The following is a 15959-nucleotide window of genomic DNA, read 5'->3' as shown; positions in this document are numbered from 1 at the left end:
GCAGCGCAAGGCCATCTTCAACAAACCAGCATCATATTATCCGAAAAGGGGGTCCCTCTTCGACGCCGATCGGGGGTCCCTTTTGAACGCCGTTTGACACCTTGATGTCGGTGCTGGCCATGCCCTTGTCGGGCGACGCCTTCGTCCGCCCCCGCCGATCGGGTGGCAGCGGTACGGAGAGGTGCAGGGTGTCTCCTTCTATCTTCGCGTCGGCATCGATCAACTCAGCCTTGCGAAGCAGCCGGGTCGCGCCGAGCGCGCTGTCGTCGGCGATCGTCGCGACATCGATCTCAGCGAACAGCCGCTCGCCGAGGGCCGTGACCTTGGTGATGGCGCCGAACAGATCGGCGTCATGCTGATCGATGACTAGGTCCTTGAGCCCGACATTGATCGCCCGCTCAATCCGCGCCGCCGAGAACCTTTGCCCCTCGCGATTGGTCGGCATGTTCGCGGTGCGGGGAAGGAGGCAGTCGCTGACATAATAGCGGTACATCTTCTTCCCCCGCCCGTAGGAGAAACTCACGCTCATCGGCTGGCCGTCGGCGTCATGAATCTTGCCAGTGAGCGGCGACGAGGCGGCGCGGGTCTTGCGCGCGCTGTGCTTGACCCGATTGTCGTCGAGCTGCGCCTGCACGGCATCGAACAGCTCCTTGTCGACGATCGCCTCATGCTCCCCGGCATGCGCCTTGCCCTTGTGGACGGCGTAGCCCCGATAGACCTTGTTCCTGAGGATATGGGCGAGCGCCCCGACATGGAACGGCAGCCCGCCATGGGTCTTGCCCGCCCGCGAGGTCCAGCGCTTCGAGCGGATGCCCTCTGTCGCCAACTCCTTCGCGAGTGCGGGGACTGATTTGAGGTCAAGGTAGCGGGTGAAGATATGCCGGACGGTCTCTGCCTCGCTCTCGTTCACCTCGAGCTTCCGGTCGCCAAGGTCATAGCCGAGCGGTACATTGCCGCCCATGAACATGCCCTTGGCCCGGCTAGCTGCGATCTTGTCGCGGATGCGCTCGCCGGTGACCTCGCGCTCGAACTGCGCGAACGAGAGGAGGACATTGAGGGTCAGGCGTCCCATGCTGTTCGTGGTGTTGAATGCCTGTGTCACGCTCACGAACGACGTGTCATTGCCGTCGAAGGTTTCGACGATGCGCGCGAAGTCCATGAGGCTGCGGGTGAGCCGGTCGACCTTGTAGACGACAACGATATCGATGCGTCCGCGCGCGATATCGGCGAGCAGGGCTTTAAGGGCAGGGCGATCCATGTTGCCGCCCGACCAGCCGCCATCGTCATAGCGATCGGGAAGACATTCCCAGCCTTCGCCGGCTTGGGATAATATATAAGCCTCGCAAGCCTCGCGCTGGGCATCGAGCGTGTTGAACGCCTGGTCGAGCCCTTCCTCGGTCGACTTCCGCGTATAGATAGCGCAGCGCCGCCGCGGAGCGCTGCTCATCGCACATTCGCCTGCCGGAGACCAAAGAAGCGCGGGCCGTTCCAGCGCATGCCCGTGATATGGCGTGCAACCTCGGAGAGACTTCCCCAGGTCTTGCCCTCATAGACGACCCCACTCTCGATCACGACGACCTCATGGGTGCGGCCGGCCCATTCTCGGGCGAGGCGCATACCGGGCGGCGGAACCACACGCAGCGGCAGGTCGTCGCGGGCAAGCAGCTTCTGCGTTGTTGCATCGAGCCCGCCATAGACGTCGGCCTGCACACGCCATGCGAGGACGCGGCGGAGCAAGTCGGCGCTGCGGTGACGGGGAGCAGCGCCGTAGCGCCGCTCCCACTCTACCCGAAGCTCGGCGAGGGGCATCGCAGCAATCGCCGCGACCGCGCTCGTGACTCCCGCTTTGCGGCTCATGCCGTGGCTCCGATGAACCAGGCGGTCGTGTTGCCGGTCGCGCGCTTCTCGATGACATGGCCCTTCTTGCGCAAACCCGTCATTGCGGCGCGCACGCTGTGCGATTGCCAGCCGGTACGTTCGGTCATTTCTTCGAGGGTGGCGCCGTCCTTGCGCTGGAGCATCTCGAGCAGGGTGGCGGCCTTGCTGCCTTCGCGCAGCGCTTTCGTGTTGGTGTCGGCATTCTTGGTCATGGGTGGTCTCCTGATGAGACCCGGCGACATGCCGGGCCCACCACCCAGAGCCCCGCCGATCGATCGGCTGGGGCTGGCCGCGATTCAGTATGTCGCGGCTCCAGCAGCAATGCTTCGTTCCAAGGGGAAGTCGAGCGGGAAGATTGGAAAGGCAGCTTCGCGCCCGAAATTCTGCCTTGTGGTCCGCACCGCGCGGCACCGAAAAGCGGACACACGGGTGTGACGCCTGCTGCAATGCGGAATTTTACGTCCGCTCTCGGGTTAGCGCAACTATCACCAGAGGTGATAACGATAATCCCGCCGCGACATTGTTAGCCTTGCAATGGCTCAGCATATTCAGATCGAGCTTGCTGACAGTGGGGGCAACCATGGTGGAAAAATTTGATGTGAGCGGAATCGCTGTTGGCTAGTCTCGCAAAACGTGCGTTCGCAAAGGCTCGCGGCGCGCGCGGCGCAACGCATTGGGCGGGGGCTGCGCGGAGACGGCTAAACACTCTACTTAGTTTCCTCGGGAAGCAGTCGACGATGCCGTCGGCAGATGGCCTCGTCGCGCTCGCGCAGGAACTGTTGTCGCCGCGCCGCACTGTGTCCGGGCCGGGGCTCGCTGCTGAACTGCTAAGCCTCTACGCCCTGTCGGGGCGATCTACCCGACATGCGTTTCTACGTATGCTTGCATCGCGCTTTCCACTTGATGGAGATCGTGTAGAGACCGCTTTTGGATTGTGGAGAGAGAAAGCAGACGCTGCGTCGCTAGCGGCGCTTCACGCTGCGACGGAGGCTCGTCCGAGGCAATTGCTTCAACTATTGAATCTTGCTCCGGACGGGACGCGCCAACTGGTTGGAATGCGTTCGGACCTTCTCGAACTTGAGGATTTTGCGTCGGTCCGCGAACTGGACGCCGACTTTGCCCATGTCTTCACCTCGTGGTTCAATGCGGGCTTCCTCGAACTCAGAGCAATAGATTGGCACAGCCCGGCCGCGATCCTCGACCTGATCATCGCCTACGAAGCCGTGCATGCTATCGACGGGTGGGATGAACTCCGTCGTCGTCTCGCGCCCGCCGATCGGCGCTGCTATGCCTTCTTCCATCCGCGACTAGCCGACGAGCCGCTGATCTTTATCGAAGTGGCCCTCACTCAAGGCCTCCCAATCTCGCTGGATGAGCTGATTTCGCCTTCGCGTTCTCTGCTCGATCCTGCGCGCGTCAACACCGCCATCTTCTATTCGATATCGAACTGCCAACGCGGCCTGCGAGGTATTCCGTTCGGTAATTTCCTGATCAAGCGTGTCGTCGAGCGGCTGCATGCGGAATTGCCGCAGATTTCTACTTTTGCGACGATGTCGCCGGTCCCGGGTTTCGGAGCATGGGCTGAGAAGAACGCCGCAGGTGCGACGGGGGAAGCGTTGCGAGCGCACGCTGCCCGTTATCTTCTCGAAGAGAAATCTCGCAGCGGTGAGGTCGCAGATCCAGTCGGACGCTTCCATCTCGGCAATGGTGCAAGGCTCGAAGCGGTGCATTTCTGCGAGGGTGAACCGAGCAGCCTCGCCAGCTCTGCAAATATCATGGTCAATTATGTGTACGAGCTTTCGAAGCTTGAGCAGAACCATCTTGCGCTCCTAGGGCGGGGAGAGGTCGCCTCGTCGTCTGCCGTTCGGGCGCTCGCAGGCGTCAACGACCGGCGCAGCGAAGCGTCGATGTTGTAGCAGCACCTTGATTCCTGTGGTGCGCCGGCGATCCCGCGCTCCGCGGGAGGCTCCCACTAGGCTCCGTGATAGTCTCCCATGGTCTCCTCGAATTCTTCAGCCGTTCCAATTGCGTTTCGAGCGGGCTGGCCGGGCGCTGCCGGAAAGATGGCATCGACCCGGCGCCGTAGCATCGCATCGAAGTCTCGTTGATCCGCAACGCGGGCGCGCTTGCCTACCGCCAATTCGGAGCAAATGGCCTCCTTGATTCGATCGAGGCCGTCTGTGCTCAGCACCCCAGCATTGAGCAATTCCTCGCAGAGCTGGATCAGGCCCACCGCGGTGGCGTGGGCCCGGAGACCGACGAAATCCAGCGACCGATGTCGTTCGCGCGCCGCAGAGTCGCTTCTTGGCCGAGTGTCCATCGCTGCTCTCCCTGTTCGCTAACGGGTCCTAGATCGCGCGAATCTTGATATTGCGGAAGAGAATCTCCGCTGCCTCGATCTGGAGCAGGATACGGCCCTTGTCGAGGCGGACATAGCCGCCCGGCGCAGAGGCATCCTGCTGTTGAAGGCCGTACAGGGCAGCCACGATGCGGCCGTTGACGATGTGCGCCGCCTTGTCACCCGAGGCGATAAGCTCGACGGTGTTCCATCCTTCGAGTTCGTCAAAGCACCCCTCGGCGAGTATCCTCTGTCGCAGAGTCTTTCCGACTTTCACCTGCGGGGCATATTTCGTGTTGCCCGGCATGTCCTCTGGCCATGAGGGAAGGCCGCCGAGCGAAACGGCCTGTATCGCGCGGTGATTGATGGGCAGGGCGTCGCCGGTGTTCCGCTCCATGATTTGATACTCCATCGAGTCAGGCCACAGGAAGTCTTCGCCCATCGGGGCATGATAGAGAATGCCGCTGTCGCGCTTCCAGAGCGTCCGGGGCTCATATCGTCTCGGGCCCCATTTAAACTCGAGGCTGAGGTGATAGTCGCCGAGCGCCCGTTCCGTGGCCAGGTATCCCATGCCTGCTTTAGCCGGGCCAGTGTATCGGGGACCCAATATGTGCATCGCGCCGTCCTCGATGACGACCGTGTTGTGGAGGTCCCGGCTTCCGGACCCTTCCTGGAAGAAGGTCCATCCCGACAGGTCTTTGCCATTGAACAGCGGCTTCCATCCCTCCGCATCGGCGCCCGCCCCTGCCGACGCGGTCGACGCGTTTGCATCGGGCACTGCGGCGGCGCTCAATCCGGCGGCGGCGAACAGGCCGATCGCCTCACGTCTCGTGGTGTTCATAGCCCGTCCTCCCGCAAGCTCCCGTCGTGGCGATCGGGAATATCAAAACTCACGGGTTTATATATCGAGGGGCGGCATTTAGGAAAGGGACGATTCTGATGAATTCGTCACCAATGGGAATCCGACGAAACGATCTCTCAGCTCGCGACGCTGCAGCCCCTAAGGAAAAGCGCGGTGCGCTCGCCTACATGGCGGCTAATATCCTCCTGCGAAGGGGCGCTCGCTGCCGCATATAGTGCGCGGCTGACCTCGCCGGAGAATGCAAGATCGAGATAGGCCCGTGCGAGATTTTCGGAACTCTCTGCCTTGATCAGACCGGCGTCGGCCCAGGTAGAGAGCTTGCTGGCGAGAAGTTCGACGATCGGCCTTGTTGCGAGGCGCGGCCAAATCTGGCGAATCTCGGGATAGGTCCATCCTTCGGTAATGGCGTTGCGGCTGACGAAGAGGGCGTCGGGTTCCAAGAGGCGCGCGAGCGCGCTCGTCCCAAACCGATTGAGCCAGGTTTCAGGGTCGTCGGCTTCGATCGAAGGCCAGTCGATCGCCGCATGCCAACGCTCCGCTATCCGTGTGATGACGGCTTCGAACAACTCCTGCTTTGTCTGGAAGTGCTTGAAGATGGTCGCCTTCGAAATCCCGTAATCACGCGCCATTCGGTTCGTGTTCGCCTGGCTGTAGCCCGCGCGCATGAACTCCTCTTGCGCGGCATCGAGGATGCGCGCCGTGACTGTCTCCGCATCGCGGCGGATGATCGCCTTACCCCTATCGGTCAAATCGCCCTCTTTCGCTTTGGATCATTGTCTGTTATCTAAACCCATAGGTTTTGTTAATGGGGAGTGTCCAGCTGTGTCGGATGCCTATATCAAAAATGTCTGGTACATGGCCGCTTGGCAAGAAGAGGTCGATGAAGCCGAAATGATGCCGCGCAAGCTGCTCGACATCGACTGGCTGCTCTACAAGCTTGAAAACGGAGGTTACGCCATGATCCGCGATCGGTGTCCGCACCGGTTTGCGCCGCTTCACATGGGACGGCGCTGCGGCGATCTCATCGAGTGCGGCTATCATGGCCTGCGCTTCGCGCCTGACGGCAAATGTGTCTCGAACCCCTTCTCCGATCTCATTCCGCCTGGCGCCGACCTGCCTAGCCGGAAGATTGTCGCCCGATGGGGCATTCTCTGGTTCTGGGCCGGCGAGCCGTCCGAGGCCGACGAAGAGGCGATCCCCGATTTCGCCTTTCTCGAGGAAACGGCGCCAATGGCGCAAAAGCATATACGCATGGACGCGAACTTCGAAATTCTCTCGGACAATCTCATGGATTTGAGCCACGTCGAGTTTGTTCATCGCGACTCCTTCCAGTCCGGGGGCGCGCTCATGAAGGGACGTCACGAAGCACGCTCGGAAGATGACGGGACCATCTGGTCCTGCTGGTCGGTGGAAGATGTCGCGGCCCCTCGTTTCGCGGTTCCGCTCGCGGATGCACCGGCCGATCGTTGGACGCGCATGCGATGGAATGCGCCGGCTACCATGTTCCTTGAGGTGGGGGCAGCGCCCGCTGGGGCCGAACGCACTGATCCTCGGGTGTGCCGCCTGCGCAATCCGCACATCATCACGCCGGAGACGCAAACCACCTCACACTATTTCTATAACTGCTTTCCTGGCCCCGAGAGCGAGGCTTTCGCCAAGCGGGTTTTCGACGAGGAGGACCGCCCAATTCTCGAAGCGGTGCAGCGTGAGATGGATGGTCAGGACTTCTGGGAGATGCGCCCCGTCATCCTCAACGTCGACGCCGGGGCCGTTCGGGCGCGGCGGCGGCTGTCGAAGATGCGCCGCGAGGAGGCCGAGTCGGTCGCCGGCTAGTCACTCCTTCCGGAGCCCACCGCTTCGTACTGAAGTCCTAAAGGCCGGTCATTTGTCGCTGCGGGCGCCGCCCCAGCAGGCAAGGGCTGGCCTTCTTCGTGCTTGAACTTGCGGAGGGCTCGATGCCACAGCGAGCCTTCAATACAGCGACTTGGTCGCAAATCGTTTGGAAAAAGCGATAATCCACGACCTGATATGGTATCTCGCGTAATCATCACAGGTGATGATTGTTATATGTATCGCGATATTGAGTTATAATCCTCTTCGCTCCAATCGGACGCCATCGGAACTGAATATTGTCGGGGGGGTCGCAACGATCTTTTCGCCACGCGGACTCCGAATGAGATAATGACCGATAAGGGGAGAGAGATGTTGACGCGTAGAATCCTGTTTGCGAGCACCGCCGCTGCGTCGCTTGCCATTTCGTCCATGGCCGCCGCGCAGACTGCGCCCGCCGACGAAACCGCCGAAGATAGCCAGGGCATCCAGGATATCGTGGTGACCGCTCAGCGCGTGGAATCAAGCGCGCAGAAGACGCCGATATCGCTCACGGTCTATTCGGGCGAAGATCTCGCGGACCAGGGCATCACCGACATCAAGTCGCTCGCCGCTGCCGATCCCAGCGTGAACTTCACCAGCAACAACGGCACGCCCTATGTCGCGATCCGCGGCATCGCGTCGACCGACACGACCGAAATCGGCGATCCCTCGGTCCCCTTCTCGCGCGACGGCTTCTTCACCAACCGTCCCTATGCGCTGCAGCTCGGCATGTATGACGTCGCCCGCGTCGAAGTCCTCAAGGGCCCGCAGGGCACGCTCAATGGTCGTAACTCGACGGGCGGTCTTATCAACGTCATCACCAATCGTCCCAGCCGCGACACCGGCGCCTATGGCTCGGTCGAGGTAGGCAACTACGGCACATTCAATGGTGAGCTCGGCGTCAATGCCGGGATCTCGGACGCGGTGCAGGTTCGCGTGTCGGGCGTCCTTCGTCACCACGAGGGCTATCGCTTCCTGACCGGCACGAACATCGAGGCCAACAACGAGGAAGCCCATTCGATCCGCGCCCAAATCCTCGTCGAGCCTTTCGATGGCTTCCACGCCTGGGTCGCCTACCAGAACGACTATATCGACGACAACGGGCCCGGCTATTTCAAGAGCGCGCTGCGCACTCGCCCCGACTTCGGCAAGGCGAAGCGTTATCCCGGCTACGCCCCGATCTACAACAGCATCCGCGGCGATCGCGTCGTTTGGGAAGTCGGCTATGACAAGCTGCCCTTCGACGCGAGCCTGACCTATGCCGGCGGCTACGAAAAGCTCGAGTATCATAACGCCGCCGAGGCGACGAACCCGGCCTTCGCCTATCCGGCGACGCGCGTGTTCAAGCAGAACCAGTTCCCCGAAACGTGGAACCATGAAATCCGCATCGCGACGCCGGCCGACAACACGATCTCGTTCCAGGGCGGTTACTTCAACTTCAAGGAAGACAATAAGGTCGTCGATGCCGGCATCTTCAACGTCGCCTGCGTCGGTGCATTCGCACCGGGCGGCGCCAATGCCGCGCTGTGCCGTGCCGGTCAATATGCGATCCGCTTCAACTTTGACGTGACGACGCGCTCGGAAGCGGTGTTCGGCCAGTTCGGGGTCCGCCTCGGCGACAAGCTGAAGCTCAGCGTCGGCGGCCGCCAGACCTGGGACGAGAAGTCGCGCGTCGGTACCGCGGTCACCAACCTCGCTGCGCTGGCAAGCCCGTTCATCGGTGCTCCGCCGACGACGGTGAACCAGGCGCCGAGCTTGAAGGACGATCAGTTCATCTACCACATCGGCCTCGACTTCACGCCGAGCGACGACTCGCTGTTCTACGCGAAGTACGACACGGGCTATAAGGCCGGGGGCTTCAACGTGACGAACGCCGGCACGACCTTCTACGCCCCCGAGAAGGTGAAAACCTTCGAAGTCGGTACGAAGAACCGCCTGTCGGGCAACACGCTCCAGCTCAACGCGTCGGCCTTCTACACCGAGTACAGCAACTATCAGGCGAACCAGATCGCCGACGGCTTCCTCCAGGTGTTCAACACCGGCGGCGCCAAGATCTGGGGCGTCGAAGGAAGCTTCCGGGCGCTCTTCGGCCAGGGCGGCACGTTTGACCTGAATGCTGCCTATCTCGATACGAAGTTCGACAATGGCATCACGATCGTGGATGGTTCGAGCGCTGCCAACGGCGTCGCACGCAACATCGGCGGCAACAATCTGCCTAACGCACCGAAGTTCGTGATGAGCGCGGCGGTCTCGCAGGATTTCGACATCGGGAGCGGCAAGATCACGGCGCGTCTCGACGGCAAATATTCGTCGAAATTCTACTACACCGTGTTCAATGACTTCGACACGAGCTCGCGCAGTTACGCCGTTGGCAACGCCTCGCTCACCTATGCGCCGAACAACGGCATCTGGGAAGTGCAGGCCTTCGTCCGCAACATCACCAATGAGGTCATCCTCGCTCGCGCCGTGCGCAACTACAACGCCGGCACGAACGACTATGAATTCCAGGCACCGCGCACCTTCGGTCTTCGCGGCAGCTTCAAGTTCTGATCCGATTTTTCCGTCCTCGGTTCCGCCGCAAGGTGGGCCCGGGGGCATCCTCCCGCCTGGGCCGCCGGCATTGCCGGCGGCATTTTTTTGATCCGGGCGATGATTATCACCAACGGTGATAATCATTATCGGGGTGGCGATGTTGACCCCTTAAAGGGGTGCGCCGATAGCAGTTTTCAGCGGTATCGCACGGCGCGGAGGCCCCCTGGCTCACACCTCGCTTCGACGCCAAATGCAGAGACGCCTCGCAAGATGGGCGCTCGGACCTGACTCAAGGAGAGGCTTTGTGAGCGTGCAATCGGACATCGGTGGAAAAGCGCCTGCCGCGCGCCTCGGCATGGGCGAGAAGCTCAGCTACGGTGCGGGCGAGGTTGCCTCGAATCTTGCCTGGAACATGGCGACCGGCTTCCTCCTTATCTATTATACGGACGTCGCGCTTATACCTGCGGCAGCCCTCGGCTTGCTCATGTTGGTGACCCGCACGCTCGATGCGATCTTCGACCCGCTTGCCGGCATCGCGGTCGACCGCACATCGTCGCGCCTCGGCAAGGCGCGCCCCTATCTTCTTTACGCCCCGATTCTGTTCGCCATCCTTTTCGTCGCGACCTTCTCGGTTCCCGACTGGTCGGCAACCGGCAAGCTCGTCTGGGCCTATGTAACGTTCACGCTGCTCGGTCTCGTTTATTCGTTCCTCTACGTTCCGTTCAGCGCGATGCTACCGATGCTGACCCGCGACGAGGACGAGAAGATCCAGCTCGGTTCGTTCCGCGCGATGGCAACCTCTATCGCCTCGATCTTCACCTATGGTCTCGCGATGGGGCTCGTCGGATATTTCGGCGCTGGCGACCGCCATTGGGGATTCACGCTGACCGCCGCCTTCTTCGGCGTCATCACCGTGCTGCTCTACTGGCTCACCTTCGCCAATTGCCGCGAGCGCTATGTTCAGCCCGCCAGTCAGGCACAGCCTGTCTTCCGCAGTCTCAAGAGCATCATGACCAACCCGGTCTGGCGCGTCGCCTTCGGTTTGAAGCTGCTGACTTTCGCCCGCATCGGCGTGCAGGTCTCGTGCCTTGCCTTCTTCGTGAAGGATGTTCTCGGCAACCCCGGCCTGATCTCGGTCATGCTTCCGCTGATGTCGGTGATGATCCTTTCGGGCGGTGCTATCGCGCGCACCTGGGTCCGCACCTTCGGTCTCGAACGCGGCAATATCATCGCTGCCGTCATCCAGAGCGTACTCATCCTCGCACTGCCCTTTGTCGAGCAGAACACGACCCTCTTCATCGCCATCTTCGTGATCTCGGCGATCCCGAGCGGCGTTGGCGCGGCCTCGCAATTCCGGCTCGGCGCCGACGCGGTCGAATGGCACGAGGCCAACTTTGGCCATCGCGAGGAGGGTCTCATCGCTTCAGCGCTGAGCTTCGGTCTCAAGGTCGGCATGGCGATCGGCACCGCGCTGACCGGCTTCGCGCTCGGTTACGCGGGCTACTCGCCCCATGCTCCCTCGGAGTCCGCGAACGATGCGCTTCGCTTCCTGATCTACGGCGGCCCGGTCATCGCCAATGCCCTGCTGATCTTCGGCTGGTGGCGCTTCAGTCTAATTGTCCGGGGCCGGCCTGCCGACCCTGCACTCGCAAGCTAATCGAAAGGAACAATCAACATGATGGATCATCGCGTCGTCAGCGATAATGGGCTGGCGAGCAAACCCGGCGGCTGCACGATCGACGTGCGTCTGCCCTGGTACCGTGCGCTTCCGCTTTCCACCGTCCGGCTCGAAGCTGTCGAAATCGATGGCGAAACGATCGACCCCGCGCGGGTGTCGTTCGAACTGGAGGGCGAGAAGCTGCGTCCGGCCGACCTCGCCGCCCGCACCGACAAATGGTGGTACGTCCTCGACAGCGCCTTCGTGCATGTCGATGGCAAGGAAACGCCGAAGGGTACGAGCCACGACGTCGCCGTCACCATCTCGTTCCGCCCCCCCTACATCATGGGTCTGAACCGCATCGTGCGGACCGCAAAGACCCTTGTCGCGCAATAAGGATCAATCGATGACCGACAGCACCAGCGGCCTGAAACTAGGCACCACGCTCTACAGCATGACGCCCGCGTTCCATGGACGCGAATATACGTTCGAACAGCTCGTCCGGAAGGTCGCCGCGGAGAATCTCGGCCCCGGTCTCGAAGTCGTGGGCTTCCAGAGCATCAAGGGCTTTCCCGTCGTTACCGACGAATATGCGGGCTGGTTCAAGGACCTTATCGCCGAGACGGGCCTGACCCTTTCCTGCCTCGGGATCAACGCCGACATCCGCATCGATCCGGACAAGCCGATGAGCGACGATGAATCGGTGACCTATCACGAGCGGCAGCTCGAAGCGGCGGCCAAGCTCGGCTTTCCGCTCGTTCGCTACCAATACCCGGCCGGCCCCGCCGTCATCGAGCGCCTGGCGCCAGCCGCCGAACGCCTCGGCGTGAAGATGGGTCTCGAAATCCACGCGCCGCATCATACCCAGCATCCCGACGTGCTCGCCTACCGCGAGATGTACGAGCGGGTCGGCTCGCCGATGCTCGGCTTCATTCCGGACTTCGGCGCCAGCGCGCGCGCGGTTCCGCCGAGCTTCTTCGAGGCGCAACGCGAAAACGGGATCCCGGAAGATCTCATCACGCTGGCACAGGAATTCTGGCACCAGGAAGGCGATCCCTATGCGCGCCGCGAGCGCTACATCGCTGCAGCCCGCGAGAAGGGCTATCCCGACCGCGAGATCATGAGCCTCGTTATCATCTTCGGCCTGTTCAGTCGCGCCGCGCCCGAAAGCTGGGCCGAGATCATGCACCAGGTGATCCACATCCACGGCAAGTTCTTCGACTTCGACGACAATGGCGACGAGATCGCGGTCGACTATGCCCGCGTGCTGCCCGTCTTCGTCAAAGGCGGCTATAGCGGTTTCATGTCGAGCGAATATGAAGGCCATATGTGGAACGACGCCGACGGCTTCGACAAGATCCGCCGCCATCACGCGATGGCGAACCGGTTCATGGCCGAGGCAGCCTGATGGCTGGCGGCGTTCCAAATCCGGATGCGGCTGCGCCCGGCATGGAACGCCGTGCGCTCCTGAGGGGCGGCGTCCTCGCGCTCTTTGCGACGTCCGCAGGCGCACTCATCTGGAAGTCCGCCAACACGGTGCCGGAACTCGCGCCGGAACTGGCAACTCCGCAGTTTGTCGAGAAGCTGTGCGATATGGTCATACCCGCCACCGATACGCCTGGGGCGGTCGGAGCCGGGGTGGCCGACTTCCTGCCAAACGCGCTTCGCCATGGCCTTTTCGGTGGCGACGGACTGACCCTCGGCCGGCTCGCGGCTGTCCTGGACTCCAAGGTCAAGCCGCGTCGCTTTCTCGCGATGGCGCCGAGCGAGCAGGTGAAAATTCTCGAAGCCCTCGATGCCGCGACCTATGCCCATCCGGGGCCGCCCGATCCCAACGCGCCGCTCGACCAGAAGCTGTGGCGCACGGTGAAGAGCGGTATCGTCCAATCCTATTACACGACCGAGATCGGCGGCGCGAAGGAACTGACCTTCGACCTCGTTCCCGGCTCCAAATATCGCGCCGACGTCGGAGTGGACGAAGTGCCGTACCTCTCCAACTACTGGGTGGAGAATATCATCTGATGGAACCGCAGTTCGATGCGATCGTCGTCGGCTCCGGGATCACCGGGGGCTGGTCGGCCAAGGAGCTCACGGAGAAGGGCCTGAAAGTGCTGATGATCGAGCGCGGTCCGCCGATCGAGCATCAGAGCGGCTACGTCAACGAGATGAAGGCGCCTTGGGACATGCCGTTTCAGGGCTTCGGCGACGCGAATCTCTACAAGCGCGAGTATTTCGTCCAGAGCAAGAAGCGTATGTTCTTCAACGAATATACGCAGCAGCACTGGGTGAACGACGCCCAGAACCCCTATTCGGAGGCACCCGGGTCGAAGTTCGACTGGTTCCGCGGCTACCAGCTCGGTGGCAAATCGCTCATCTGGGGCCGGCAGTGCTATCGCTGGTCGGACATCGACTTCTCCGCGAACAAGACCGATGGCGAGGGCCTCGACTGGCCGATCCGTTATGCCGACGTCGCCCCCTGGTACGACTATGTCGAGAAATTCATCGGCGTGTCGGGTTCGTCCGAAGGGCTGGAAGTCCTTCCCGACGGCCACTTCCTCCCGGCCATGGAGATGCGCGCCGCCGAAAAGATCGTAAAGCGGTCGATCGAGGAGAATTTCCCCGATCGCCGCCTGATCATCGGCCGGTCCGCCAATATCACCAAACAGGTCGGCGACCGAGGCCCATGTCAGAACCGGCTTCTCTGCAGCCGCGGCTGCTCCTACGGCGCCTACTTCTCGACCCAGTCGTCGACGCTACCCGCCGCCCGGGCGACGGGACGCCTCACCGTCCTGACGGACACTGTCGTGGAAGCGGTCGACTATGATCCGCGAACTGGTCGCGCGACCGGGGTCCGCACGGTCGGCACAAAGGATAAGAAGCGGCAGGCCTTCACGGCGCGGCTGGTCGTGATGAACGCCGGCACCATCAACACCAACGCGATCCTGCTGCGCTCGCGCTCGGAGCGCTTCCCGAACGGCTTGGCAAACGACAGCGGAGCCCTTGGCCGCTATCTGATGGACCATGCCTCGGCGACGTCGGCGGTGGGTCTCGTCCACGGAATCGACGATCGGGCCTATTATGGCAATCGGCCCAACAATGTCATCGTGCCGCGATTCCGCAATGTAGGCGATGACAAGCAGGCGTTCCACCGCGGGTATATGTTCCAGGGCGGCTCGTCGCGGCGCGGCTGGAAGCGCGGCGGGGATGGTCCGGGGCTGGGAGCGGACCTCAAGAAGGAGCTCGAAGGTCCGGGCCCCTGGTCGCTCTTCCTCGGCGCCTTTGCCGAGTGCATGCCTAATGCCGAAAACCGCGTCATGCTGCACAAGAGCAAGCGGGATCTCCAAGGCCTCGAGCAGGTCGAGATCAGCTTCAATTATGGCGAGAACGAGCTTGCCGCGCTTCGCGATGCCGAGGCGCAGGCGCGCGCCATGCTCGAAAAGGCAGGCGCAACGGTCGTGATGAGTTCGGCCAAGCCCGACACCGGCGGGTCGTCGATCCACGAGATGGGCGGCGCGCGCATGGGCGCCGATCCCAAGCAGTCTGTCCTGAACGCGTTCAATCAAGCGCATGATGTTCCAAATCTGCTCGTCACCGACGGCGCGTGCATGAACTCGTCTGCCTGCCAGAATCCGTCTCTCACCTATATGGCGCTCACGGCCCGCGCCTGCGACAATGCCGTAAAACAGCTGAAGGAGGGCGCGCTGTGAGGCGCCTCCGCATGGGAATGATCGGCGGTGGCCCGGGCTCTTTCATTGGTCCCGTTCACCGGCTTGCCGCCGAACTTGACCGTGAGATCGAGCTGGTTGCCGGCGCGTTTTCGAGCGACGCTGCGCGTTCGCGCGAGGCGGGTGTCTCCTATGGAATCGATAAGGCACGCGCTTATCCATCGCTCGACGCCATGTTCGCCGCCGAGGCCGAGCGGGACGACGCCATCGACTTCGTCTCGATTGTCAGCCCCAATCATCATCATTTGCCGGCCGCGCGCGCCGCGTTGGTAGCAGGCGTGCCGGTGATGACCGACAAGCCGCTTACCGGCGACCTTGATGAAGCGGGAGAACTCGCGGCGCTGGTGGCAGGCGCTGGGCTCCCGTTCGGCGTGACATACACCTACAGCGGCTATCCGCTCGTGCGCGAGGCGCGAGAACGTGTGGCGGGCGGCGAACTGGGCACGATCCGCAAGGTCGTTGTCGAATACCCCCAAGGGTGGCTTGCCGGCGAAGCGAACGGAAAGCAGGCGGAGTGGCGGCTCGATCCGGCTCGCGCCGGACTCGGCGGCTGCATCGGCGACATCGGGGTTCATGCCTTCCACCTTGCCGAGTTCATCACCGGAGAGACGGTGAGCGAAATCTTCGCGGATCTGGGGAGCGTCGTGCCGGGCCGGGTGCTCGACGACGACTGCTCGATCCTCATGCGTTTTGCGAACGGCGCGCGCGGCGTGCTCCTCGCGAGCCAGATCGAGGTCGGCGAGCTCAATGGGCTGCGCATTCGCGTTTACGGTGACCGCGCTGGCCTCTTGTGGAAGCAGGAAGAACCGAACAGCCTTCTCGTCCAGCATATCGACGGGCGCGCGGAGCTTGTTCGCGCGGGAACCGCACAGCTTGGCCCGGCCGCGGCATCGCGGACCCGCACGCCGGGCGGCCACCCGGAGGGATATCTCGAGGCTTTTGCCAATCTGTATCGCGACTTCGCCGCGCAGTTGCGCGGAGAATCAGCGCCTCTGCTGCCTGGAATCGAGGCCGGCGTGCGCGGAATGACATTCATTGCGACGGCCGTCGCGGCGAGCCGCGGGCGCGCCGGATGGGTGCCGCTCGCCGCCTGAA

The 15959-nt window shown here is 62.4% G+C and carries 15 protein-coding genes; 9 read left to right on the top strand and 6 right to left on the bottom strand.

Translation table 11 applies throughout. The annotated features are described in order from the left end of the window. Window positions 1–31: 31 nt before the first annotated feature. Genes ATE67_RS14595 through ATE67_RS14585 form a run of 3 tightly spaced genes read right to left on the bottom strand, consistent with a single transcriptional unit; the run spans window position 32 to window position 2090 of the window. The gene (locus ATE67_RS14595; RefSeq protein ID WP_058817395.1) at window positions 32–1447 is read right to left on the bottom strand and encodes a recombinase family protein; all 1416 of its coding nucleotides are present in this window, start codon (window positions 1445–1447) and stop codon (window positions 32–34) included. Further along, a complete protein-coding gene (locus ATE67_RS14590) occupies window positions 1444–1857 on the bottom strand; it encodes a DUF2924 domain-containing protein (RefSeq protein WP_058817394.1) in 414 nt (137 codons plus the stop codon). Before ATE67_RS14590 ends, ATE67_RS14595 begins: the two co-directional genes overlap by 4 nt. After that, window positions 1854–2090 carry a DUF3489 domain-containing protein gene (locus tag ATE67_RS14585; RefSeq protein WP_058817393.1) on the bottom strand — a complete coding sequence of 79 codons (237 nt, stop codon included), beginning with the start codon at window positions 2088–2090 and terminating at the stop codon, window positions 1854–1856. The genes ATE67_RS14590 and ATE67_RS14585 overlap by 4 nt, the downstream gene beginning before the upstream one ends. A gap of 525 nt (window positions 2091–2615) precedes the next feature. Here ATE67_RS14585 and ATE67_RS14580 point away from each other — a divergent pair. After that, the gene (locus ATE67_RS14580) at window positions 2616–3794 is read left to right on the top strand and encodes a malonyl-CoA decarboxylase domain-containing protein (RefSeq protein WP_156417037.1); all 1179 of its coding nucleotides are present in this window, start codon (window positions 2616–2618) and stop codon (window positions 3792–3794) included. A gap of 56 nt (window positions 3795–3850) precedes the next feature. On the opposite strand, the gene ATE67_RS14575 is transcribed toward ATE67_RS14580, so the two are convergent. The 3 genes from ATE67_RS14575 to ATE67_RS14565 all read right to left on the bottom strand — a co-directional run bounded on the left by ATE67_RS14575 (window position 3851) and on the right by ATE67_RS14565 (window position 5827). Next, window positions 3851–4198 carry a hypothetical protein gene (locus tag ATE67_RS14575; protein ID WP_058817391.1) on the bottom strand — a complete coding sequence of 116 codons (348 nt, stop codon included), beginning with the start codon at window positions 4196–4198 and terminating at the stop codon, window positions 3851–3853. Between the two features lie 28 nt (window positions 4199–4226). After that, entirely contained in the window at window positions 4227–5057 is an 831-nt protein-coding gene (locus tag ATE67_RS14570; RefSeq protein WP_058817390.1) for a 3-keto-disaccharide hydrolase, read from the bottom strand. A 137-nt stretch (window positions 5058–5194) separates the two neighbouring features. Continuing rightward, window positions 5195–5827: a TetR/AcrR family transcriptional regulator gene (locus ATE67_RS14565; protein ID WP_058817389.1), complete on the bottom strand. Its 633-nt coding sequence runs from the start codon at window positions 5825–5827 to the stop codon at window positions 5195–5197. A gap of 73 nt (window positions 5828–5900) precedes the next feature. Here ATE67_RS14565 and ATE67_RS14560 point away from each other — a divergent pair, with 73 nt between their 5' ends. The 8 genes from ATE67_RS14560 to ATE67_RS14525 all read left to right on the top strand — a co-directional run bounded on the left by ATE67_RS14560 (window position 5901) and on the right by ATE67_RS14525 (window position 15958). Then, window positions 5901–6911 (top strand): aromatic ring-hydroxylating dioxygenase subunit alpha, encoded by a 1011-nt coding sequence (locus ATE67_RS14560; protein WP_058817388.1) that lies wholly within the window; start codon window positions 5901–5903, stop codon window positions 6909–6911. Window positions 6912–7280: 369 nt separating this feature from the next. Further along, the gene (locus ATE67_RS14555; RefSeq protein WP_058817387.1) at window positions 7281–9500 is read left to right on the top strand and encodes a TonB-dependent receptor; all 2220 of its coding nucleotides are present in this window, start codon (window positions 7281–7283) and stop codon (window positions 9498–9500) included. Between the two features lie 286 nt (window positions 9501–9786). Continuing rightward, the gene (locus tag ATE67_RS14550; RefSeq protein WP_058817386.1) at window positions 9787–11139 is read left to right on the top strand and encodes an MFS transporter; all 1353 of its coding nucleotides are present in this window, start codon (window positions 9787–9789) and stop codon (window positions 11137–11139) included. Window positions 11140–11157: 18 nt separating this feature from the next. Further along, complete coding sequence (locus tag ATE67_RS14545; protein ID WP_058817385.1) at window positions 11158–11535, top strand: C-glycoside deglycosidase beta subunit domain-containing protein; 378 nt, start codon at window positions 11158–11160, stop codon at window positions 11533–11535. Between the two features lie 10 nt (window positions 11536–11545). Then, on the top strand, window positions 11546–12547 hold the full coding sequence (locus ATE67_RS14540) for a sugar phosphate isomerase/epimerase family protein (RefSeq protein WP_156417036.1): 1002 nt from the start codon (window positions 11546–11548) through the stop codon (window positions 12545–12547). Continuing rightward, a complete protein-coding gene (locus ATE67_RS14535) occupies window positions 12547–13161 on the top strand; it encodes a gluconate 2-dehydrogenase subunit 3 family protein (protein ID WP_058817383.1) in 615 nt (204 codons plus the stop codon). Before ATE67_RS14540 ends, ATE67_RS14535 begins: the two co-directional genes overlap by 1 nt. Further along, on the top strand, window positions 13161–14846 hold the full coding sequence (locus ATE67_RS14530) for a GMC oxidoreductase (protein WP_058817382.1): 1686 nt from the start codon (window positions 13161–13163) through the stop codon (window positions 14844–14846). The genes ATE67_RS14535 and ATE67_RS14530 overlap by 1 nt, the downstream gene beginning before the upstream one ends. Continuing rightward, window positions 14843–15958, top strand: a complete 1116-nt coding sequence (locus ATE67_RS14525) for a Gfo/Idh/MocA family protein (RefSeq protein WP_231728174.1) — start codon at window positions 14843–14845, stop codon at window positions 15956–15958. Before ATE67_RS14530 ends, ATE67_RS14525 begins: the two co-directional genes overlap by 4 nt. The last annotated feature ends 1 nt before the right edge of the window (window position 15959 follow it).

Source organism: Sphingopyxis sp. H050 (assembly GCF_001468265.1).
Classification (GTDB): Bacteria; Pseudomonadota; Alphaproteobacteria; order Sphingomonadales; family Sphingomonadaceae; genus Sphingopyxis.
Note: the sequence above shows the minus strand (reverse complement) of the source record. Positions and strands in the feature narration are given on the sequence as shown.

Bases quoted from the DNA above. Each gene is read 5' to 3' on its own strand.
- ATE67_RS14590 (WP_058817394.1), bottom strand. From the start codon at position 1,857: ATGAGCCGCAAAGCGGGAGTCACGAGCGCGGTCGCGGCGATTGCTGCG.
- ATE67_RS14585 (WP_058817393.1), bottom strand. From the start codon at position 2,090: ATGACCAAGAATGCCGACACCAACACGAAAGCGCTGCGCGAAGGCAGC.
- ATE67_RS14540 (WP_156417036.1), top strand. From the start codon at position 11,546: ATGACCGACAGCACCAGCGGCCTGAAACTAGGCACCACGCTCTACAGC.
- ATE67_RS14555 (WP_058817387.1), top strand. From the start codon at position 7,281: ATGTTGACGCGTAGAATCCTGTTTGCGAGCACCGCCGCTGCGTCGCTT.
- ATE67_RS14535 (WP_058817383.1), top strand. From the start codon at position 12,547: ATGGCTGGCGGCGTTCCAAATCCGGATGCGGCTGCGCCCGGCATGGAA.
- ATE67_RS14580 (WP_156417037.1), top strand. From the start codon at position 2,616: ATGCCGTCGGCAGATGGCCTCGTCGCGCTCGCGCAGGAACTGTTGTCG.
- ATE67_RS14595 (WP_058817395.1), bottom strand. From the start codon at position 1,447: ATGAGCAGCGCTCCGCGGCGGCGCTGCGCTATCTATACGCGGAAGTCG.
- ATE67_RS14575 (WP_058817391.1), bottom strand. From the start codon at position 4,198: ATGGACACTCGGCCAAGAAGCGACTCTGCGGCGCGCGAACGACATCGG.
- ATE67_RS14530 (WP_058817382.1), top strand. From the start codon at position 13,161: ATGGAACCGCAGTTCGATGCGATCGTCGTCGGCTCCGGGATCACCGGG.
- ATE67_RS14570 (WP_058817390.1), bottom strand. From the start codon at position 5,057: ATGAACACCACGAGACGTGAGGCGATCGGCCTGTTCGCCGCCGCCGGA.
- ATE67_RS14545 (WP_058817385.1), top strand. From the start codon at position 11,158: ATGATGGATCATCGCGTCGTCAGCGATAATGGGCTGGCGAGCAAACCC.